This is a genomic window from Streptomyces sp. NPDC048521 (assembly GCF_043199855.1).
In the GTDB taxonomy this organism is placed as follows: domain Bacteria; phylum Actinomycetota; class Actinomycetes; order Streptomycetales; family Streptomycetaceae; genus Streptomyces.
In genome coordinates, this window is the sequence record NZ_JBICWR010000022.1 from 65,012 (window position 1) to 85,856 (window position 20,845).

17 protein-coding genes, 1 tRNA gene and 1 pseudogene are annotated in these 20,845 nt (G+C 69.5%); 8 read left to right on the forward strand and 11 right to left on the reverse strand.

From position 1 onward, the window contains the following. Position 1: 1 nt before the first annotated feature. Genes ACGFRF_RS35560 through ACGFRF_RS35570 form a run of 3 tightly spaced genes read right to left on the reverse strand, consistent with a single transcriptional unit; the run spans position 2 to position 3,012 of the window. A complete protein-coding gene (locus ACGFRF_RS35560; RefSeq protein ID WP_393747200.1) occupies positions 2-913 on the reverse strand; it encodes an ATP-binding cassette domain-containing protein in 912 nt (303 codons plus the stop codon). A gap of 3 nt (positions 914-916) precedes the next feature. Next, entirely contained in the window at positions 917-1,993 is a 1,077-nt protein-coding gene (locus tag ACGFRF_RS35565; RefSeq protein ID WP_393747202.1) for an ABC transporter permease, read from the reverse strand. Beyond that, a complete protein-coding gene (locus ACGFRF_RS35570; protein WP_393747204.1) occupies positions 1,993-3,012 on the reverse strand; it encodes a sugar ABC transporter substrate-binding protein in 1,020 nt (339 codons plus the stop codon). The genes ACGFRF_RS35565 and ACGFRF_RS35570 overlap by 1 nt, the downstream gene beginning before the upstream one ends. Positions 3,013-3,295: 283 nt before the next feature. Here ACGFRF_RS35570 and ACGFRF_RS35575 point away from each other — a divergent pair, with 283 nt between their 5' ends. The 5 genes from ACGFRF_RS35575 to ACGFRF_RS35595 all read left to right on the forward strand — a co-directional run bounded on the left by ACGFRF_RS35575 (position 3,296) and on the right by ACGFRF_RS35595 (position 9,583). Next, the gene (locus ACGFRF_RS35575) at positions 3,296-4,081 is read left to right on the forward strand and encodes a GntR family transcriptional regulator (RefSeq protein ID WP_393747205.1); all 786 of its coding nucleotides are present in this window, start codon (positions 3,296-3,298) and stop codon (positions 4,079-4,081) included. A 270-nt stretch (positions 4,082-4,351) separates the two neighbouring features. Beyond that, positions 4,352-5,665, forward strand: a complete 1,314-nt coding sequence (locus ACGFRF_RS35580) for an ABC transporter substrate-binding protein (RefSeq protein WP_393747207.1) — start codon at positions 4,352-4,354, stop codon at positions 5,663-5,665. A gap of 8 nt (positions 5,666-5,673) precedes the next feature. After that, positions 5,674-6,654 carry a carbohydrate ABC transporter permease gene (locus ACGFRF_RS35585; protein WP_393747209.1) on the forward strand — a complete coding sequence of 327 codons (981 nt, stop codon included), beginning with the start codon at positions 5,674-5,676 and terminating at the stop codon, positions 6,652-6,654. Continuing rightward, the gene (locus ACGFRF_RS35590; protein WP_393747211.1) at positions 6,651-7,538 is read left to right on the forward strand and encodes a carbohydrate ABC transporter permease; all 888 of its coding nucleotides are present in this window, start codon (positions 6,651-6,653) and stop codon (positions 7,536-7,538) included. The genes ACGFRF_RS35585 and ACGFRF_RS35590 overlap by 4 nt, the downstream gene beginning before the upstream one ends. Before the next feature lie 26 nt (positions 7,539-7,564). Then, a complete protein-coding gene (locus tag ACGFRF_RS35595; RefSeq protein WP_393747213.1) occupies positions 7,565-9,583 on the forward strand; it encodes a beta-galactosidase in 2,019 nt (672 codons plus the stop codon). Here ACGFRF_RS35595 and ACGFRF_RS35600 read toward each other — a convergent pair. The 5 genes from ACGFRF_RS35600 to ACGFRF_RS35620 form a co-directional block, all read right to left on the reverse strand. Then, positions 9,577-10,563, reverse strand: coding sequence for an aldo/keto reductase (locus ACGFRF_RS35600; protein WP_393747215.1), 987 nt, complete (start codon positions 10,561-10,563; stop codon positions 9,577-9,579). The genes ACGFRF_RS35595 and ACGFRF_RS35600 overlap by 7 nt on opposite strands. A 277-nt stretch (positions 10,564-10,840) precedes the next feature. Next, the gene (locus ACGFRF_RS35605) at positions 10,841-13,246 is read right to left on the reverse strand and encodes a glycoside hydrolase family 3 N-terminal domain-containing protein (RefSeq protein WP_393747217.1); all 2,406 of its coding nucleotides are present in this window, start codon (positions 13,244-13,246) and stop codon (positions 10,841-10,843) included. Further along, entirely contained in the window at positions 13,243-14,061 is an 819-nt protein-coding gene (locus tag ACGFRF_RS35610; RefSeq protein WP_393747219.1) for a carbohydrate ABC transporter permease, read from the reverse strand. Before ACGFRF_RS35610 ends, ACGFRF_RS35605 begins: the two co-directional genes overlap by 4 nt. Further along, entirely contained in the window at positions 14,058-15,014 is a 957-nt protein-coding gene (locus ACGFRF_RS35615; RefSeq protein ID WP_393747221.1) for a carbohydrate ABC transporter permease, read from the reverse strand. Before ACGFRF_RS35615 ends, ACGFRF_RS35610 begins: the two co-directional genes overlap by 4 nt. 7 nt (positions 15,015-15,021) lie before the next feature. Then, entirely contained in the window at positions 15,022-16,323 is a 1,302-nt protein-coding gene (locus tag ACGFRF_RS35620; protein ID WP_393747223.1) for an ABC transporter substrate-binding protein, read from the reverse strand. A 134-nt stretch (positions 16,324-16,457) separates the two neighbouring features. Here ACGFRF_RS35620 and ACGFRF_RS35625 point away from each other — a divergent pair, with 134 nt between their 5' ends. Next, positions 16,458-17,480, forward strand: a complete 1,023-nt coding sequence (locus tag ACGFRF_RS35625) for a LacI family DNA-binding transcriptional regulator (RefSeq protein ID WP_393747225.1) — start codon at positions 16,458-16,460, stop codon at positions 17,478-17,480. 287 nt (positions 17,481-17,767) lie between these two features. On the opposite strand, the gene ACGFRF_RS35630 is transcribed toward ACGFRF_RS35625, so the two are convergent. Further along, the gene (locus ACGFRF_RS35630) at positions 17,768-18,184 is read right to left on the reverse strand and encodes an ATP-binding protein (protein ID WP_393747227.1); all 417 of its coding nucleotides are present in this window, start codon (positions 18,182-18,184) and stop codon (positions 17,768-17,770) included. A gap of 413 nt (positions 18,185-18,597) precedes the next feature. Here ACGFRF_RS35630 and ACGFRF_RS35635 point away from each other — a divergent pair, with 413 nt between their 5' ends. Next, positions 18,598-19,293 (forward strand): glycoside hydrolase family 11 protein, encoded by a 696-nt coding sequence (locus ACGFRF_RS35635; RefSeq protein WP_393747229.1) that lies wholly within the window; start codon positions 18,598-18,600, stop codon positions 19,291-19,293. Between the two features lie 67 nt (positions 19,294-19,360). After that, a pseudogene (locus tag ACGFRF_RS35640) lies at positions 19,361-20,041 on the forward strand (polysaccharide deacetylase family protein); the annotation flags it as partial. 131 nt (positions 20,042-20,172) lie between these two features. Here ACGFRF_RS35640 and ACGFRF_RS35645 read toward each other — a convergent pair. Both ACGFRF_RS35645 and ACGFRF_RS35650 read right to left on the reverse strand, forming a co-directional pair. After that, positions 20,173-20,523: a DUF4333 domain-containing protein gene (locus ACGFRF_RS35645; protein WP_393747231.1), complete on the reverse strand. Its 351-nt coding sequence runs from the start codon at positions 20,521-20,523 to the stop codon at positions 20,173-20,175. Between the two features lie 191 nt (positions 20,524-20,714). After that, positions 20,715-20,788, reverse strand: a tRNA-Pro gene (locus ACGFRF_RS35650). Positions 20,789-20,845: the final 57 nt, after the last annotated feature.

Sequence of the window (20,845 nt, forward strand, 5' to 3'; positions counted from 1 at the left end):
GTCAGGTGGTCCCTTCCGGGGAGGTCGCCACGGGTGCGGTGAGGTCGTCCGCCTCGGGCAGCTCCTCCACGTCGACGCCGCGCACCTGCGCCAGCTCGTGCTTGAGCGCGGCCAGTTCGGCGCCGCCGGCCATGTGGTTGGTCAGTTCCTCGAGGCTCACCGCGCTGCGGTCGGCGGAGAGTTCGAGGGTGCCCAGGCGCAGCACGCTGAAGTGGTCCCCGACCATGTAGGCGTGGTGGGGGTTGTGGGTGATGAAGATGACGCCGAGGCCGCGGTCGCGGGCGGCGGCGATGTACTTGAGGACCACCCCGGACTGCTTGACGCCGAGGGCGGCGGTCGGCTCGTCGAGGATGAGGACGCGGGCGCCGAAGTAGACGGCGCGGGCGATCGCCACGCTCTGGCGCTGACCGCCGGACAGGGTGCCGATGGGCTGCTCCAGGTCGTCCAGGACGATGCCCATGTTGCGCAGCTCCTGGTCGGCCGTCCGCTTCATGCGGGCGATGTCGAGACGGCGGACGGGCCAGGGGCCCTTGGTCATCTCGGAGCCGAGGAAGAAGTTCCGCCACACCGGCATGAGCGGGACGGTGGCCAGGTCCTGGTAGACGGTGGCGATGCCCTTGTCGAGGGCTTCGCGCGGGGTGCTGAAGCGCACCGGCCGCCCGTCCACGAGGAAGTCGCCCTCGGTGTGCTGGTGCAGCCCCGAGATGATCTTGATGAGGGTGGACTTGCCGGCGCCGTTGTCGCCGAGGACGCAGGTCACCTGGCCGGCGTGGACCCGCAGGTCGACACCGTGCAGGGCACGGATGTTGCCGTAGGACTTGCCGGCGCCGCGCAGTTCGACCAGGGGGCCGTCCTGGGCGGGCGGGGCGTCCTTGAGGACGGCACCGTGGGTTCCGGTCGCGTTGTCAGTCATCGGTCACCTCCGGGTCGCCGCGCGCTGGACCCATAGATTGATCAGGACGGCGCCGAGCAGCATCACGCCGAGGAACGCCTTGAACCAGTCGGGGTTCCAGCCCGCGTAGACGATGCCCTGCTGCACCATGCCGAACATGAAGGCGCCGAAGACCGGGCCGATCGCGGAGCCGTAGCCACCGGTGAGCAGACAGCCGCCGATGACGGCAGCGGCGATGTAGATCAGCTCCTGGCCGACGCCCTCGCCGGACTGCACGGTGTTGAACGAGAACAGGTTGTGCATGCCGACGAACCAGGCGCCGAAGCCGACCAGCATGAACAGTGAGATCTTGGTGAACCTCACGGGGACGCCGACGGCGCGGGCGCTGTCCTTGTTGCCGCCGACCGCGAAGATCCAGTTGCCGTACTTGGTGCGCCACAGCACCCAGGTGGCGAGGGCGGCGAAGACCAGCCACCACACCACGGTGATCTTCACCTGGACGCCGCCGACGTCGAAGGACGAGGCGAAGATGTGCCTGGCCTGGTCGAAGCCGTCCATGTCGCTGATGTCGTCGGTGGCGACGGTGTCGGTGACCAGCTTGGTCACGGCGAGGTTCACGCCTTGCAGGATCAGGAAGGTCCCGAGGGTGACCAGGAAGCTGGGCAGTCCGGTCTTCACCACCATCCAGCCGTTGAAGGCGCCGATCGCGAGGGAGACGATCAGGGCGACGATCACGCCGGTCCACACGTTCACGGTCAGCTGGTAGCTGAGCATGCTCGCGGTGAGCGCCGAGGTGATCACGGCGACGCCCGAGGACAGGTCGAACTCGCCGCCGATCATCAGCAGGGCCACCGGCAGGGCCATGATCCCGATGGTCGAGGACTGGTAGAGGATCGTGGCCATCGAGCTGCCCTGGCGGACCGAGGGCGCGACGATCAGGAAGAAGACCAGGACGGCGGCGGCGCCGAGGAAGACACCCACTTCGGGCCGGGCCAGCAACCGCAGCGCCAGCGGGCGTCGGGCGGTGCGGCCGTCGGTCTCCTCGGGGCCGGAGGCCGGTGGTTTGCCCACCGCCGGCCCTGCCTGCTGGGCCATGCTCATCACCGGGTGCCCTTCGCGGCGAACTCGGCGACCTTGTCGACGTTGGACTTGTCGACGAAGGCCGGGCCGGTCAGCACCGGCTGCTCACCACCGCCGCTGTAGTTGCCGTTGTTCTTGTAGAGCCACAGGGAGTCGACCGCCAGGTAGCCCTGCAGGTAGGGCTGCTGGTCGACGGCGAACTGGATGCTGCCGTTCTGGACGGCCTTGACCAGCTCCTTGTTGAGGTCGAAGGTGGCCACCTTCGCCTTGCTGCCCGCGTCGCCCACGGACTGGACCGCGGTGAGGGCGAACGGGGCGCCGAGGGTGACGACGGTGTCGATGGAGTTGTCCTGCTTCAGCTTCGCCGTGATGGTCGACTTCACGGACGGCATGTCGGTGCCGTTCACATACAGGGTCTCAGTGGTGCCCCCGAACGTCTTCTTCACTCCGTCGCAGCGCTGGGTGAGGCCAACGTTGCCCTGCTCCTGGATCACACAGACGATCTTCTTGGCGCCGGTGGTGTTGAGCTTCTTGCCGAACGCCTCGCCCGCCACGCTCTCGTCCTGCCCGAAGAACTCCAGCAGCCCGAGCTTCTTCCAGTCGCTCAGTCCCGAGTTCAGGCCGACGACCGGGATGCCGGCCTGCTGCGCCTTGCCGATCACGTTCTTCATGGCGTCCGGCTTGGCCAGGGTGACCGCGATGCCGTCGACCTTCTGGTCGATCGCGTTCTGCACCAGGCTGGCCTGGTTGCCGGCGTTCGGGTCGGCGGAGTAGACCAGTTTGATGTTGTCCTTGGCCGCCGCGGCCTCCGCGCCCTTGCGGACGGTGTCCCAGAAGGTGTCGCCGGCTGCCTGGTGGGTGACCAGCGCGACGGTCATCCGTGGGGTATCGGCCTTGCCCGCGGAGGCGTTCGCCGCTCCCTCCTCGGCCTTCTTGCCGCCGGAGCTGCTGGAGCAGCCGGCGAGGGTGAGGGCTGCCGCAGCGGCCACGGCCACGAAGGGGGCCAGTCTGCGGGAGCGGGGGCGAGAAGAGCGGTCCATCTTTCCTGCACCTCACTGTGCGACGGGGGAGGGACGCTGTTGCGTGGGCACGCTGTCGCGTTGGGACGCGATCAAAGCCCTTGACGGGCCCGCTGTCAATACTTTGTTAAGACATCATTTCACAAGCAGGTCCGAATGTAAGTACAAACTATTGACATCGCTGCCTCTCCGCGCCTACACCTGGCGGGTGCGGTTCCTGCGCCCAGTACACCGCACCCGACGGCGAACGGCACCGGCCGATCGCCGCGAAGTCCCGCTCCGCCTCTCGGAAGGAGGTGCCCCCGTGGCGAGGACCGGCAACCCTTCCCGCCCCGTGCCCGGCTCCGCGCTCGACTCCCTGACCTTCGCCCTGGACCGCACGAGCCCGGTACCGCTGTACCACCAGCTCGCCCAGCAACTCGAAGCGGCCGTCGAGCAGGGGGCGCTGGCACCGGGGAACCTCCTCGGCAACGAGGTCGACCTGTCCGTGCGGCTCGGACTGTCCCGGCCCACCGTCCGCCAGGCGATCCAGTCCCTGGTCGACAAGGGGCTGCTGGTGCGCCGCCGCGGGGTCGGCACGCAGGTCGTGCACAGCCAGGTCAGACGGCCGCTGGAGCTGAGCAGCCTCTACGACGACCTGGAGTCGGCCGGACAGGCCCCGACCACCCGGATCCTGCGCGAGGAACGGATCCCTGCGACCGCGGATGTGGCCGCGGCCCTCGCCATCACGGAGGGCGCCGAGGTCACCGTGCTGGAACGGCTGCGCTGCGCCCACGGCCGGCCGGTGGCCTTCCTGCGCAACCACCTGCCCGCGTCCCTGCTCGAACTCGGCACCGAGCGACTGGAGGCGACGGGCCTGTACCGGATCATGCGCTCCGCCGGGATCACCCTGCACAGCGCCCGGCAGTCGATCGGCGCCCGCGGCGCCACCGCGCAGGAGGCCGCGCTGCTGGAGGAGACGGCGGGCGCGGCCCTGCTCACCATGCGGCGCACCGCCTACGACCACACCGGGCGGCCGGTGGAGTACGGCAGCCACGTCTACCGGGCGTCCCGCTACGCTTTCGACTTCCAGCTGCTGGTCAGACCCTGAAACGGAACCACCCGTGTTCGCACAGCCCCCACGGCCGCCGGCGCCGTGGGGGCCGTTCCGCCCGGCTTCCACCAACGGTGCAGGTAACGATGACGATTACGTTTCGGGCAAGAGACCCCCCAGTGCGACCGCACCTATTGACGCATGAGCGGACATGGGGCTGTTATTACGCCCACGATGTTCGGTCGAGTTGGTTTCTGAGCGGTTTCGAGAACCTTCCGGTGATCAACTCATCCCCTTGGCCGAACCCTGCATTCCTCAGGAGCCGCCATGCGCCTCTCCCCCTCCGGTCTGTCCGTCCCGGGGCCCAGTCGTCGTTCGCTGCTGCGCGGAGCGGGCGGTGCCGCCCTGCTCGCCGGTGCCGGCATACCCCTGCTGTCCGCCTGCGGAGGCAGCGGTTCCTCGTCCGACCCGAAGACCGTCACCCTCGGCTCCAACGCCTCCGACGCGGTGCCGAAGAAGGCCTTCGCCGAGATCTACGCGGCCTTCAAGAAGCAGTCGGGCATCACGGTCGACGTGAACACGAAGGACCACAACACCTTCCAGGAGCAGATCAACTCCTACCTGCAGGGCACGCCGGACGACGTGTTCAACTGGTTCGCCGGTTACCGCATGCAGTTCTTCGCGTCGAAGAAGCTGGCCACGCCGATCGACGACGTGTGGGCGAAGATCGGGGACAACTTCCCCGAGGCGATGAAGAAGCTGAGCAAGGGCGCGGACGGCAAGTACTACTTCGTACCGCTGTACACGTACCCCTGGGCGATCTTCTACCGCAAGAGCGTCTTCCAGCAGCACGGCTACGAGGTCCCCACCACCTGGGACCAGTTGGTCGCCCTGTGCAAGCAGATGAAGAAGGACGGGCTGGTCCCGATCGCCTTCGGCGACAAGGACGCCTGGCCGGCGATGGGCACCTTCGACCAGATCAACTTCCGTCTCAACGGCTACGACTTCCATGTCGAACTGATGGCGGGCAAGGCCTCCTGGACCGACTCCAAGGTGAAGGCCGTCTTCGACCACTGGAGCGAGCTGCTCCCCTACCACCAGGACGGCGCGATGGGCCGTACCTGGCAGGACGCCGCGCAGACGCTGGTGGCGAAGAAGGCCGGCATGTACCTCCTGGGCTCCTTCGTGGCCCAGCAGTTCACCGACAAGGCCGATGTCGAGGACCTGGACTTCTTCGCCTTCCCGGAGATCAACTCCGCGTACGGCCAGGACACCGTCGAGGCGCCCACCGACGGATTCATGGTCAGCAAGGCCCCGAAGAACCACGCCGGCGTGGTGAAGCTGCTCGAGTACCTCGGCACCCCCGAGGCCGAGGCGATCTACCTGAAGTCGGACCCCAGCGTGGTGGCCGCCTCCAGCAAGGCCGACACCTCCTCGTACACCGCGCTGCAGAAGAAGGCGTACACGATGATCAGCGGTGCCAAGAGCCTCACCCAGTTCATGGACCGCGACAGCCGCCCGGACTTCACCTCCACGGTGATGCAGCCCGCGCTGCAGAAGTTCATCCAGAACCCCAAGGGCGTGGACGGGCTGCTGTCGTCCATCGAGCGCCAGAAGAAGACCATCTTCGCGTCCTCGTGAGCAGCCCGATGACGACGGATACGACGACGAAGAGCCCGGAGGCGGCCGCCGTGCCGCCTCCGGGCACCGTGCCTGAGCAGAAGCGGGTCACGCAGGGCCACCGGCGCCTGCTGACCCGCCGTGACCGGTTCACGCTCGCCCTGATGGCGGGCGTGCCCACCATCCTGCACGTGGCCCTGGTCTGGGTCACCGCCATCGCCTCGATCTTCCTCGCCTTCACCACCTGGGACGGCATCGGGTTCGACTCGATCAAGTGGGTGGGCCTGGACAACTTCAAGCAGCTCTTCAGCGACAACCCGCAGTTCTGGCCTGCCGTCCAGCACAACATCGTCTGGTTCGTGGTGCTGATCCTCGTCCCGACGCCGTTCGGCCTGTTCCTAGCCGTGCAGCTGGACAAGAAGATCCGGTTCAGCCGGGTCTACCAGACCGCGTTCTTCCTGCCGGTCGTCATCTCGATGGCCTGCATCGGCTTCGTCTGGCAGTTGGTGTACAACCCGGACACGGGCCTGATCAACAGCATCATCGGCGCGAACAAGCCCGGCCACTACATCGACTGGATCGGCGACCCCGACCTCAATCTGTGGGCCGTCCTCATCGCCGCTTCCTGGCGGCACGCGGGCTACATGATGATCCTGTACCTGGCCGGCCTGAAGAGCGTCGACCCGTCGCTGCGGGAGGCCGCCGCACTGGACGGCGCGGGCGAGTGGCAGACGTTCAAGAACGTCATCTTCCCCACCCTGCGCCCGACCAACACGGTCGTCCTGGTCGTCACCATCATCGAGGCGCTGCGCGCCTTCGACCTGGTCTTCGTCTTCAACAAGGGTGCCCAGGGCACCGAGTTGCTGTCGATCCTGGTCACCAACAACATCATCGGCGAGTCCAGCCGCATCGGTTACGGCTCCGCCATCGCCGTCGTCCTGCTGGTGATCTCGCTCGCGGTGATCATCCCGTATCTGATCGCCACCTTCCGGAAGGAGCGGCGCGCATGAGCGGCACCCCTCTCCCGCTGAAGCGGCGCGCCCCGATCCGCCCGGCCCGCGTCCTGCTGCACGTCTTCCTCGCCGGCACGGCCCTGGCCTGGCTCGCCCCGCTGCTGTGGGCGGTCTTCTCGGCGCTGCGCCCGTACAGCGAGACCAGCACCAAGGGGTACGTGTCCTGGCCGGACAAGCTGAGCCTGGACAACTTCACGAACGCGTTCCAGCAGTCGGACATGCTGCACTACTTCGGCAACACGCTGCTCATCGCGGTGCCGGCCGTGCTGCTGACGCTGTTCCTGTCCTCCTGCGTGGCCTTCTACGTCAGCCGGTTCGACTTCCGCCTCAACCTCGCGCTGCTGCTGGTCTTCACGGCGGGCAACCTGCTGCCCCAGCAGGTCATCATCACCCCGCTGTACCGGCTCTACCTGCTCACCGACCTGCCCGGCATCACGATGAGCGGCAAGCTGTACGACTCCGCGCTCGGCCTGGTCCTCATCCACGTGGCGTTCCAGTCCGGTTTCTGCGCGTTCGTGCTGAGCAACTACATGCGCTCGCTGCCGCACGAGCTGACCGAGGCCGCGCTGGTCGACGGCGCCTCGGTGTGGCGGCTGTACTGGCAGATCACGCTGCCGCTATGCAAGCCGGCGATGGCGGCCCTCGCGACCCTGTTGTCGATCTGGATCTACAACGACTTCTTCTGGGCGCTGGTGCTGATCTCGACCGGTGAGAACATGCCGATCACCTCGGCCCTGAACAACCTCTCCGGCCAGTACTTCACCGACCCCAACCTGGTCGCCGCCGGCGCCCTGCTGACGGCGATCCCGACCCTGATCGTGTACTTCGTGCTCCAGCGCCAGTTCGTCAGCGGCCTGACCCTCGGGTCCAACAAGGGCTGAGCGGCGCGCACGTGAAAGAGAACCCCGTGAATCGCACCCTGTCCGTCCCCGGCCTCGCCTACGGCGGCGACTACAACCCCGAGCAGTGGCCCGAGGAGGTGTGGGCCGAGGACATGCGCCTGATGCGCGAGGCCGGCGTGAACCTGGTCAGCGTCGGCATCTTCTCCTGGGCGCTGCTGGAACCGTCCGAGGGCGTGTACGACTTCTCGCGCCTGGACAAGGTCCTCGGCCTGCTGCACGAGAACGGCATCGCGGCCGACCTCGCCACGCCCACGGCGGCGCCTCCGGCCTGGTTCTTCCGGGCCCATCCGGAGGCGCTGCCGGTCGACCGGGACGGCCGTACCCTCTCCTACGGCAGCCGCCAGACGTTCTGCCCGTCCAGCCCCGCCTACCGTCAGGCCGCCCTGCGCATCGCGGGCGCGCTCGCCGAACGGTACGCGGACCACCCGGCCGTGGCCATGTGGCACGTGCACAACGAGTACGGCTGCCACAACGCGGCCTGCTACTGCGACACCAGCGCGGCCGCGTTCCGCCGCTGGCTGCGGGCCCGCTACGGCGACGACCTCGCGGCCCTCAACCGCGCCTGGGGCACGGCGTTCTGGAGCCAGTGGTACTACGACTGGGAGGAGATCCTGCCGCCGCGCGCCACCGGCGCCGTACCCAACCCGACGCACCAGCTGGACTGGCGCCGCTTCTGCTCCGACGAGTTGCTGTCGCTGTGCACGGCGGAACGGGACGTGCTCCGGGCGGCGGCCCCCTCGGTCCCCGCCACCACCAACTTCATGGTGATGGCCACCTTCGACGCCCTCGACTACCGGCGCTGGGCGCCGGAGCTGGACATCGTCTCCAACGACCACTACCTGATCTCCACCGACCCCGAGTCGCAGATCGACATCGCGCTGAGCGGCGACCTGACCCGCTCGCTGGCGGGCGGCCCGTGGCTGCTGATGGAGCACTCCACCGGCGCGGTGAACTGGCAGCCCGTCAACCGGGCGAAGCGGCCGGGCGAGCTGCGGCGCAACGCGCTCGCGCACGTGGCGCGCGGCGCGGACGGCATCGCCTACTTCCAGTGGCGGCAGTCGAAGGCGGGTGCCGAGCAGTGGCACTCGGCGATGTTGCCGCACGCCGGGACGGACAGCCGGATCTGGCAGGACGTGGTGCGTCTCGGCGCCGACCTGAAGGCGCTGGCCGAGGTGCGCGGCAGCACGTCCCCCGCCGAGGTGGCGATCGTCTGGGACTGGAACGCCCGTTGGGCGCTGGAGCTGCCCTCCCAGCCGAGCGGCGAGCTGCGCTACCTGGATCTGGTCCGGGCCTGGTACGAGCCGCTGTGGCGGGCCGGGGTGGCCGTGGACTTCGTGGCGCCGGACGCGGACGTGTCGGCGTACCGGCTGGTGCTGGCCCCGAGCCTGTACCTGGTGGACGACGCGGGCGCGGCCAACCTCTCGGCGTACGCCGAGCGCGGCGGCACCCTCGCGGTCGGCTTCCACAGCGGGGCGGTGGACGAGAACTGCCACGTGCGGCTGGGTGGTTACCCGGGTGCCTTCCGGGAGGTGCTGGGCGTCCGCTCGGACGAGCCGTTCCCGCTGCTGCCCGGTGAACCGGTCGCGCTGAGCGGTGCGGTGCCGGACCGGGCGACGGGCTCGCTGTGGTCGGAGCGGCTACGGCTGGCGGGCGCCGAAGCGGTCGCGACGTACGCCGACGGTCCCCTGACCGGCGTCCCGGCGGTGACGCGTCGTGCCCACGGCTCCGGCGCCGCCTGGTACCTGGCGACGCTGCCCGACCCGGCCGCGCTGACCGCGCTGCTGGACCGGATGCGCGGCGAGGCGGGCGTGGAGCCGGTGCGGACCGCCCCGCCCGGAGTGGAGGTGGTCCGCCGGCGCGGCACCGAGGCGGACTACCTCTTCGTCATCGACCACTCCGGGCAAGGCGCCGAACTCCCCGTGGCGCCGGGCTCCTCGGAACTCCTCAGCGGCAAGCAGGCGTCCGGCTCGGTCACGGTCGCGCCGGGCGACGTCGCCGTGGTGCGGGAGCCGCGCGGTCAGTGAGCCGCGTCCAGCCGGGTGCGCTGCTCCTCGGTGAGTTCCAGGTCCACGGCGGCGAGGTTCTCCTCGAGCTGGGCCACCGAGGAGGCCCCGGCGAGCGGTATGACGGGCAGCTCTCCACTCAACTGCCAGGCGAGCACGACCTGGTTGACGGTGGCCCCGGTCTCCCGCGCCACCTCGCGCAGCACCGCGAGGCGGGCCGGGGTGCCGGGGTGGTCGTAGTCGGGCGGGAGCGGCTTGTCGGCTCGGGTGTAGGCACCGGCCAGCAACGGTGAGTAGGCGACCAGGGTCAGCTGCGGCTCCGCCCGCAGGTAGTCCCGGAGCTGGGCGTCGGCGCCGCCGAGGCTGCCGTCCGGGAACAGCTCGCTCGGCACGTCCGTACGAGGCCGCAGGTAACTGTGCTGGTACTGGAGGACTTCGTAGCCGGGCAGCCCCGCCGTCGCCGCGAGGGCGCGGGCCCGCTCCACCCGCCACACGGCGTGGTTGCTGACGCCGAGCAGGCCGACGGTGCCCTCGGCGACCAGTGCGGCGAACCCCTCGACGGTCTCCCGCAGCGGCACGGTGGGGTCCTCGATGTGCGCGTACAGCAGGTCCAGGCGGTCCACGCCGAGCCGTTCCCGGCTGCGTTCGGCCGACTCACGGACGACCTTCGCGGACAGGCCCTCGGGGTTGTCGGTGTAGCTGGTGCCGGGGGCGAGCGGGCGGGCGCCGAGCTTGGTGGCGATGACGATCTCGTCCCCGATGCCCCGGCTGCGCCGCCACCGCCCGAGCAGCTCCTCGCTCTGGCCGCCCTGGCTCCCGTCCTCCCAGAAGGCGTAGTTGTCGGACGTGTCGATGAAGTTCCCGCCGGCCTCGACATAGCGGTCGAGGACGGCGAAGGAGGTCTTGTCGTCGGTACGCGACCCGAACAGCATCGCCCCGAGCGCCAGCACACTCACCTCGCGGCGGGTGGCCGGATCCGAGCCGATCGTGCGGTACTTCATGCTGGTCCCTCCCGTGGACGGCTGACAGCACGGGAGTGTTCAGCTTGAAGTGCACGCGAAGTCAAGGGACATGATCGCGGGCGCCGACGCCGCCCCGGACAGCCCGGTGACCGTCACCGCGGGAGGGGCGGCCGACCGCGCCCGCCGCCGGGAGACCCGGCCCGGTCATGGGCGCCCCGCACCCCGGGCCGGACGTCCGCGCCGCTATCCGGAGCCGACCGCGCGCCGTGGCCCGTTCCCCCGTCGGCACGGGGGAGGAGCCGCGGCGCGGCGGGGGTCAGGCGGCGGTGCGCGTCCGCGGTTCCGTCGGCCGCACCGTCTCCTGCTCGAAGCGCGCGTGGAACCGGCGGTTGTGGTCCACAGGGCGTTCGGGGCCGGTCAGGGTGACCGTCGCCGTCAGGCGGGCGTCGGTGCTGGACGCCGCCAGGCGCAGCTGCAGCTCGCCCGGTTCGACCACCCGTCGCCCGTCGCGGCCGGTGAAGGAGGCCAGGTCGGCGGGCACGGTCACGCGCAGGCGGCGGGCCTCCCCCGGGGCGAGCGGGACCCGGGCGTAGCCGATGAGACGCTGCACCGGCTGAACGACGGAGGCGACCGGGTCGTGCAGGTAGAGCTGGACGACTTCGGTGCCGTGCCGCCGGCCTGTGTTGCGCACCGTGAAGGCGAGGGCGAACTCGCCGCCGGTGTCCGCCTCCGGCCGGTCGACCGTCAGGTCGCTCCAGTCGAAGGACGCGTAGGACAGGCCGTGCCCGAAGCCGAAGGCCGGCGTCGGATCGATGTTGGACACGTCGCCTGCCTGGGCGAGCCGGGCGCCGAGATAGGTGGCGGGTTGCCCGCCGGTACCGCGGGGCACGCTGACGGGCAGCCGTCCGCAGGGGTTGGTCCGGCCGCTCAGCACGCCGGCGATGGCGGTGGTGCCCTCCACGCCCGGGAAGAAGGACTGCACGATCGCGGCGGCCTCGTCCGTGGCGCGGCCGAGGGCATAGGGCCGGCCGGCGAGCAGGACCGTCACCACGGGCGTGCCGGTGTCGAGCAGCGCGTCGAGCAGGTTCTGCTGGGCGCCGGGCAGGGCCAGGGACTCGGCATCGCAGCCCTCGCCGCTGGTACCCCGGCCGAAGAGGCCCGCGCGGTCGCCGAGGGCGGCGACGACGATGTCGGCCCGGCGGGCGGCGCTGACGGCCTCGGCGATGCCCGCGAGGTCACCGTCGTCGACGCCGGTGCCGCGTACGACGGTGAACTCCGCGTCGGGGAACTCGCGCCTGAGGGCGTCGTCCAGTGTGGGCAGGTCGATGCCGGGCGGTGTCTGCGGGTGGTGCACGCCGACGTGCTGGGGGAAGGAGTAGCAGCCCAGGACGGCCGTGGCTTCGGTGGCGTTGGGGCCGATCAGGGCGATGCGGCGCGGCCGGGTCAGGGGCAGGGTGCCGTCGTTGGTCAGCAGGACGACGGCCTCCTCCGCGACGGTACGGGCCAGTTCCCGGTTCTCGGCGGTGTCCAGGTCGACGGTGCCGCGCAGCGCGTCGGGGTCGTTCAGGTCCGCTCCCCCGAGTGCGGCCGGGACCGGGTCCCAGTCCGCGTCGAGCAGTCCGAGCCGGGCCTTCTGGACGAGCACCCGGCGCAGGGCGCGGTCGATGAGCGCCTCCGGTACCCGGCCCGTGGCGACGGCTTCGGCGAGGGGCGCGCCGAACGTCTTGACGGTGGGCAGTTCCACGTCGACGCCCGCGCGCAGGGCAGCTCCGGCGGCTTCCGCCCAGTCGCCGGCGACACCGTGCAGGGTCTTGAGGAAGGCGATGCCGAAGTAGTCGGCGACGACCGTGCCGTCGAACCCCCAGGTGTCGCGCAGCAGCCCGGTGAGGAGCTCCTCGTCGGCCGCCGAGGGCATGCCGTCGGTGTCGGTGTAGGCGTGCATGACGGAGTCCGCCCCGCCCTCGCGCACGGCCATCTCGAAGGGCGGCAGGAGGACGTCCGCCCGCTCGCGCGGGCCCATGCCGACGGGCGCGAGATTGCGGCCGGCGCGGGAGGCGGAGTAACCGGCGAAGTGCTTCAGGGTGGCGACGACACCGGCGGACCGCAGACCCTGCACATAGGCGGTGCCGATGCTGCCGACGAGGTAGGGGTCCTCTCCGATGGTCTCCTCGACGCGGCCCCAGCGCGCGTCCCGCACCACGTCCAGGACGGGCGCGAGGCCCTGGTGGACGCCGACGGACCGCAGGTCGCGGCCGATGGCGGCGGCCATCCGGCGGATCAGGCCGGGGTCGAAGGTGGCGCCCCAGGACAGGGGAACGGGGTAGGCGGTGGCGCCCCAGGTGGCGAACCCGGCCAGGCACTCCTCGTGCGCCAGGGCGGGGATGCCGAAGCGGTTCGCCGCGGCGATCCGGGTCTGGGTGCGCAGCAGGGAGAGCGCGCCGAGCGCGGGGTCGACGGGCGCCGTGCCGAAGGGCCGGGTCAGCTGTCCCAGGCCGGCCGGCAGCAGGGCGTCGAGGTCGACGGCCTCCTCCATGTCGTGCTGGTGCGGGGCGACTTCGCCGCCCTCCGCGGAGGCGCCGACCCACACGCCGTACAGCTGGGCGGTCTTCTCCTCCAGGGTCATCGCGTCGATCAGCGCGGACACGCGGGTGCCGATGTCCTGGGTCGGGTCGTTCCAGAGGGGGACTTCGGGGGTGGTCTCTACGGCCACGTTGGCGGTCACTTTCCTCCCATGCCCATCAGGCCCTGGACGAGGGCCCGGCGGGCGAACAGGTAGACGAGCAGAACGGGCACCATGGACAGCGTCACCGCGCCCAGCAGGCCGGGGATGTCGATGCCGTGCTCGGTCTGGAAGTTGTACAGGCCCAAGGTGATCACCTTGGTGGAGTCGGACTGGGTCAGGACGAGCGGGAACAGGAAGCCGTTCCAGGCCTGGAGCGCGGAGAACACCACGATCGTGGACAGTCCGCCGCGGGAGAGCGGGACGACGAGCTGGAAGAACATCCGTCTCGGGCTCGCGCCGTCCATCGTCATCGCCTCGAACAGCTCCGGGGAGATGTCGCGCATGGCCCCGCTGAGGATGAGCGCCGACATCGGCAGGCAGAACGCGGCGGTGGGCAGGATGATCCCGAGGAGGTTGTCGTACAGGCCCGCCTCGCTGATCAGGTAGAACATCGGGACGATGACGGCCTGGGCGGGGATGGCGAGGCCCAGCAGGAACAACCGGAAGATCTGCGAGGTGACGCGGCTGCGGCTGCGCACGATCGCGTAGGCCAGCGGCGGTACGAGCAGCAGCACCACGCCGACGACGCAGACGGTGACGACGATGGTGTTGAGGAAGTACTGCCCGAAGCCCGAGTCGAACGCCCCGGTGTAGTTGTCGAGGGTGAAGTCGCCGGGGAAGGACAGCGGGCCCTTCTTCGCGTAGTCCTGCCGTGAGCGCAGGGTCGCGGCGAGCATCACGTACAGCGGCAGACCCACCAGGACGAGCCAGACGATCGAACCCGCTCCGGCCAGGTAGTTGGGGCGGTTCCTCATGACACCCCCTCCATGTCGCTGCGCATCTTGTCGTAGCCGGAGACGCGGACGACGATCAGCGAGACGACCGTGGCCGCCACGACCAGGCAGAGGGCGATGGCCGAGCCGGCGCCGAAGTCGAAGCCCTTGAACGCCTTTTGGTACATGTAGTAGGCGCTGATCGTGGTGTCGGTGCCCGGTCCGCCCTGGGTGAGGATGAGCACGGTCTCGAAGGTGGTGAGGCCGCCGACGATCATCAGGATCATCGAGGTGACGACCGAGTTGCGCAGCTGCGGCAGGGTGATGTGGAAGAACTGGCGGTAGCGTCCCGCACCGTCGATCTCCGCCGCCTGGTACAGCACCCGCGGGATCGCCCGGGCGGCGCCCTGGTAGATGAGCGTGTGGAACGGGGTGAACTGCCAGGTGCTGACGAAGGCCAGCACGCCGATGGCCGAGGCCTGCTCACCGAAGAGGTTGCCGTCGCCGAACAGCCAGGTCATGCGCGCGGGGATGCCGAAGTTCGGGTCGAGCAGCGCCCGCCAGAGCACCGACACGGCGGTCGAGGACAGCAGCAGCGGGATGAAGTAGATCGCCGAGAGGACGGCGCGGTTGCGCTGGTGTCCGGCGGCCCAGACGCCGAGCACGATGCTCAGCGGGGTCTGGAGGGCCACGCCCAGGGCGGTGAGCAGCAGGGTGAGCCAGATGCTCTTGATCATCACGGGGTCGTCGAGGATGCGCTGCCAGTTGTCCATCCCGACGAACTGGGGGGACCCGAGGCCGTTCCAGCTCATGAAGGACAGCACCGCCACCATGATCAGCGGTGCGATGGCGAAGAGAGAGAAGAACAGGGTGGCGGGCAGCGCCCAGAGGAAGCCGGGGCGCGTGCCGTGGGCGGCGTAGGAGCCTTCCGGCCGCCGCCGGGCCTTTCCGGGGGCCGCGGCGGTGGGCGGAGCGCTCGTGATCTGGGTGGTCATGAGCGGTTCATTCGGCCGGGAGGGCCTGCATGGCCTTGATGAAGCCGTCCGCGTCGAGCTGTCCGTTGAAGAACTGCTGGACGGCCTGGTGGATGGGCGTCATGGCGGACGGCGGGTAGGCCTGGTCCCAGGACAGCTGGAAGGACTTGGCCTTGGCGACGAGGTCGTACTGGAAGCGCGAGTAGGCGGGGCTGGCCGACGTGTCGAGGAACTGCGGGGTGTTCGTGGTGGTCGGCAGGTTGCCGATGGCCAGCTGGGCCTTGACGAACTCGTCGGAGTACATCAGCTTCAGGAACTCGGCGACGGCCTCGGGGTGCTTGGTCTTCTTCAGCACCGAGTAGAAGTTGTTGGTGTTGCCGACGACGTCGGACGGGTCGCCCTTGCCGCCGGGGACGGTCGGGAACGTGCTGTAACCGAGGCCCTTGGCGGCGAAGTCCTTGGCGTCCTGCTGCTGTTGCGCGTAGTACCAGGACCCCATCAGCTCGAAGCCGGCCTTGCCCTGGGCCACCAGCGCGGGCGAGGCACCGTTGGTGTACTTCACCGAGTCGTAGTTCTTGCCGAAGGCGCCGGCGTCGACCAGTTCCTTGAGCATGCCGAGCGCCTTCTTGCTGTCCGCGCTCGCCCAGGCGTCCTTGTCTCCGCTCAGGGCCTTCTCGAACAGCTCGGGGCCGGCGACGCGGTCGTAGACGTACTCGAACCACATCAGCGTCGGCCACTGGTCGCCGCCGCCGAGGGCGATCGGGGTGACACCTTCGGACTTGAGCTTCTTGACGGCGTCGAGCAACTGGTCCCAGGTCTGGGGTTGCTTCACGCCCGCCTTGTCGAGCACGTTCTTGTTCTGGAACAGCAGCACCGGCTGCGTGCCGCGCATCGGGATGCCGTAGGGCTTGCCGTCGACGACAGCGCTGTTGTAGACGCTGGGCAGGAACTTGTCGTCGAGGTTCGGGTCCTTCTTGACGAAGTCGTCCAGCGGCATCAGCAGCCCGGCCTTGACGAACGGCTGGATGCTGCCGCCGCCCCAGTTGAAGAAGATGTCCGGCGCCTGCGGCGTGTTGATGATCGTCTGCAGCTTCTGCTGGTAATCGGCGCCGGGGATGGTGTCCAGGACGGCCTTGACGTCCGACGTCTTGTTGAAGGTGTCGACGATCTGCTTCTCCACCTTGTTGCTGGCGTCCCCGTAGACCAGCACATGGATCTTGCCGTCGTTCGAGGAACCTCCGCTTCCGTTCCCGCAAGCGGCGAGACTCGCCGCCAGCGCGAGCGTCGCGCCACAGGCGAGCACCCGGGGCATCCGTGTACGCATGATCATCCGCCTTCCGAAAGTTTCGGTAGTTATGCCGAAAGTCCTGCGGCTGGACAGTAGGAGCGTGGAGAAGAATTGGTCAACGGTCGTGCACCTACGCATCCAAACCGTTACCGGACCTCGTGGCCTATGCTGCGGTTATGCGTGAAGAAGCCCAGGTCGGTCGCAGAGTCACCTTGGCAGCCGTGGCCCAAGAGGCCGGGGTCTCGCTTCCGACAGTTTCGAAGGTCCTCAACGGTCGTTCGGATGTCTCTCCGGCGACCCGCGTCAAGGTCGAGCGCCTTCTGGAGGTCCACGGCTACCGCCGGCGCGCCCCGGGACGGCCACCGGCCCCGCTGATCGAGATCGTCTTCCACGAACTCGAGAGCGTCTGGGCGATGGAACTCATCCGCGGCGTGGAGAACGTCGCCAAGCGGAACAACGCGACCGTCGCGCTCACCGAGAGCGGGACCCGGCAGGCTCCCGGGCCCGAGTGGATCGAGGGGGTCCTGCGCCGTCGGCCGCTCGGCGTGCTCCTGGTCTTCTCCACGGTGCCGGAGGACGTGAAGAGGCAACTGCGGTCCCGGGCCATTCCGTTCGTCATCGTGGACCCGGCGGGCGATCCCGACCCCGACGTCCCGTCCGTGGGTTCGGCCAACTGGGCCGGAGGTGTGGCCGCCACACGCCACCTCACCGACCAGGGGCACGAGCGCGTCGCCATCATCACCGGCCCGGAGGACCTGATGTGCTCGCTGGCTCGGCTGGACGGATACCGCTCGGCCATGGCGATGGCGGGTTACGAACCGGACCCGCGGCTGGTGCGTTTCGGCGACTTCCACGTCCAGGGCGGCTTCGAGCACGCCATGGACCTGCTGCGGCGGCCGGACCGCCCGACGGCGATCTTCGCCGGGAGCGACCTGCAGGCGCTCGGCGTCCTGGAGGCGGCACGGGTACTGGGCCTGAGCGTGCCCGGGGAGTTGTCGGTGGTCGGCTACGACGACGTGCCGCCGGCCCGGTGGTCGAGCCCGCCGCTGACCACCGTGCAGCAGCCGCTCCAGCGCATGGCCGAGGAGGCGGCCCGGATGCTGCTGCGGCCCCCGGATCCCAAGAAGTCCGCGCTGCGCATCGAACTGGCCACGCATCTGGTGGTACGGCAGAGCACCGCGCCGCCGGCGGGCGGCTGAACACAGGCCGCGGGTGAAGCGCGCCGCCGGCACACAGCCGCACGCGGCCGGACGAGCCGGACCGGGCGGGAGATCCGCACCCGCCGGGCAGCGGCCGGCGTGGCCCGGGCACCGCCGGAGAGGCGAGTCGACATGTCGATGGCGAAAGAACGGTCACCGGCGGCGACTTCGACCGGTGCGGCCCGGTGGCAGGCCCTCACCGCTCCCCCGCCGCACGGCACGCCACGCGCGCCTCGGCGATGCCGGCCGCGGCATGCTGTTCGCCGCGGTGACGGGCGCGTTCCGGGTCAGCCGTCCTCGCGAGCAGGCGGCCGGAAACAGGCGATGACGGTCTTGCCGTGCGGGCAGGGCCGGGCCTCCCAGCGGTCCGCCAGGGCGTCCATCAGGAGCATGCCGCGCCCCCCGGGCTGCAGCGCGCCGGGATGCCGGGGCTCCGGCAGCACCGGGGACGTGTCGTGCACCGCGATGTGCAGGCACTGGTTGTCCCAGGACATCACCAGTTGTGCGGTGCTGTGCGCGTGGACGTGTGCGTTGGTGACCAGTTCGGACACGACCAGCAGCACGTCGTCCGCCGTATCGGGGGCGGAGCGGGTCCAGCCCAGCTCGTCCAGATGGGCCCGCGCCCAGTCGCGCGCCGTCTTGATCTGACTGTTGAGCGGCAGTGAGCGTGCCCAGCCCACCGCACGAAGCGAACGTCCGTCCACGAAATTTCCCTGTCTGTGCGACTGGACCGTCTCCGTCCACCCGGCTACCCCGCACCCGGGTCCGGTACGGCTGCGACTTGGCACCGATTCCCTGGAGCGGGTACGCCCCCACGTCGAAACTTTCGAATCACCTGTTCTGAGCGCCCCGCCCGCCGGAGAGCCGCCACGTCTTGTCAACCCGTGCGACAGGACCCATTTCGGACAGCCGTGCTCGGGCGATCCGAAACTTTCGCTCCTACACCAGGCCAATCCCCCTTCAGTTTCGAGGAAGTTTCGGAAACGGACGCATTGACCGCCGTTTCAGCCCGGGCCCATACTCTCCAGCAATCGAGCCCTCCCCCTCACGGGGACGGCCCCGCCATGGGTACTGGCGCGAACATGACAAAGCCGCACACCTTCAGCCAGGAGGAAGCATGGACATGGACAACGCCCTTTCCCGCCCGATGAGCCGCAGGGGCTTCATCAGCCGTGCCGGCGCCCTGGCGCTGGCCACGTCCGCGTCCGGGCTGCTGCTGCCCGGCACCGCCCACGCCGCCACGACCATCACCACCAACCAGACCGGCACCGACAACGGCTTCTACTACTCCTTCTGGACCGACGGCGGCGGGTCGGTCTCGATGACCCTGAACTCCGGCGGCAACTACAGCACTTCGTGGACGAACTGCGGGAACTTCGTCGCGGGCAAGGGCTGGAGCAACGGCGGACGCAGGAACGTGCAGTACTCGGGCAGCTTCAGCCCGTCCGGCAACGGCTACCTGGCTGTGTACGGATGGACGTCGAACCCGCTCGTGGAGTACTACATCGTCGACAACTGGGGCACCTACCGGCCCACCGGAACGTACAAGGGCACCGTCACCAGCGACGGCGGCACGTACGACGTCTACCGGACGACGCGGTACAACGCCCCTTCCGTGGAAGGCACCAAGACCTTCGACCAGTACTGGAGCGTCCGGCAGTCCAAGAGGACCGGCGGCACCATCACCACCGGCAACCACTTCGACGCCTGGGCCCGCTACGGCATGCGGCTGGGCAGCTTCAGCTACTACATGATCCTCGCCACCGAGGGCTACCAGAGCAGCGGCTACTCCAACATCACGGTGAGCGGATGACCGTCCCGTTCCGCCCGACCGACCCCCCACCGCGGTCACGCCGCCCCCACGAGGAGGACCCACCCGCATGCGCGCCACCCCCCGCCCCCTGCTGACCGGACTGGCCGTCGCCGCGACGGCCGTGGCGACCACCGTCACCGCCGCCGTCGACGCCGCCCCGGCGCACGCCGCCACCTGCACCGGGTACGTCGGGCTCACCTTCGACGACGGCCCGTCCGACAGCCACACCCCGGCTCTGCTCAACGCCCTGAGGCAGAACGGCCTGCGGGCCACGATGTTCAACGAGGGTCAGTACGCCGCCGCCTACCCGGCCCAGGTCCGCGCCGAGGTCGACGCCGGGATGTGGATCGGCAACCACAGCTACACCCACCCGCATCTGACCCAGCAGAGCCAGGCGCAGATCGACTCCGAGATCTCCCGCACCCAGCAGGCGATCGCCGCCGCCGGCGGCGGTACGCCCCAGCTGTTCCGCCCGCCGTACGGCGAGACCAACGCCACCGTCCAGGCGGTGGAGGCCAAGTACGGCCTGACGCAGATCATCTGGGACGTCGACTCCCAGGACTGGAACGGGGCGAGCACCGACGCGATCGTGCAGGCCGTGTCCCGGCTGACCAACGGCCAGATCATCCTCATGCACGAATGGCCGGCCAACACCCTCGCCGCCGTTCCGCGCATCGCCCGGACGCTGGCGGGCAAGGGCCTGTGCGCCGGCCGGATCTCCCCGCAGACCGGCCGCGCCGTCGCCCCCTGACCGTGGGCGCACGCTGACGCGGCCGGAACCGCCGGTTCCGACCGGTCTCGAAGAACGCGTCAGGGGCAGCTCCGGATACCTCCGGAGCTGCCCCTGACCTGCGTTTTCCCGGGTCGGGAACACGTTCCTCAGCCCAGTGACAGGTCGCCCTGATCGTCCTCGATCTTCACCTTGACCCAGGCATGGCCGCTGCTGTTGCCGTCGCCGACGCCGTCGACGTTGCACTTGAACTCCCGGCCCGCCTCGACGGGTATGGAAGCGGGGCAGCTGACATCGTCGATGGTCGGGGGCTTGGCGAAGTCGGCGGAGTTGACGTGGTTGAGCACGGCCCGCGCCAGCGCGTCCTGATCCAGGACACGCTGCGGCTGCACGGCGGGACTCCCGGCCAGCAGCATGATGGTGAAAGTGAGCGCGCAACAGGCGATCACGGCCAGGGAGAGCGCGATGACGGTACGGGCGAAGCTGCGTTGGTCAGTCACGCGGACAGTCCTATCCGGCTGTCCGTGCTCATACAACCCGTGTGGCGCCGTGAAGTCGCCTCCTCCCTGATCGGCGGCGCCGCACACGCGATGCGACCAGATGTGACACAAGACCGTGCACAAAGATCGAGAGCCCTGTCTCGCTGATGCGAAACAGGGCTCTGACATGCGACTACGGAGAGAACTCCCAGTCGGGACGACAGGATTTGAACCTGCGACCCCTTGACCCCCAGTCAAGTGCGCTACCAAGCTGCGCCACGTCCCGATGCGCTCACTCGCGGTGACCCGCGTGATCGCGCGAACAGAACTTTACCCCACGTCC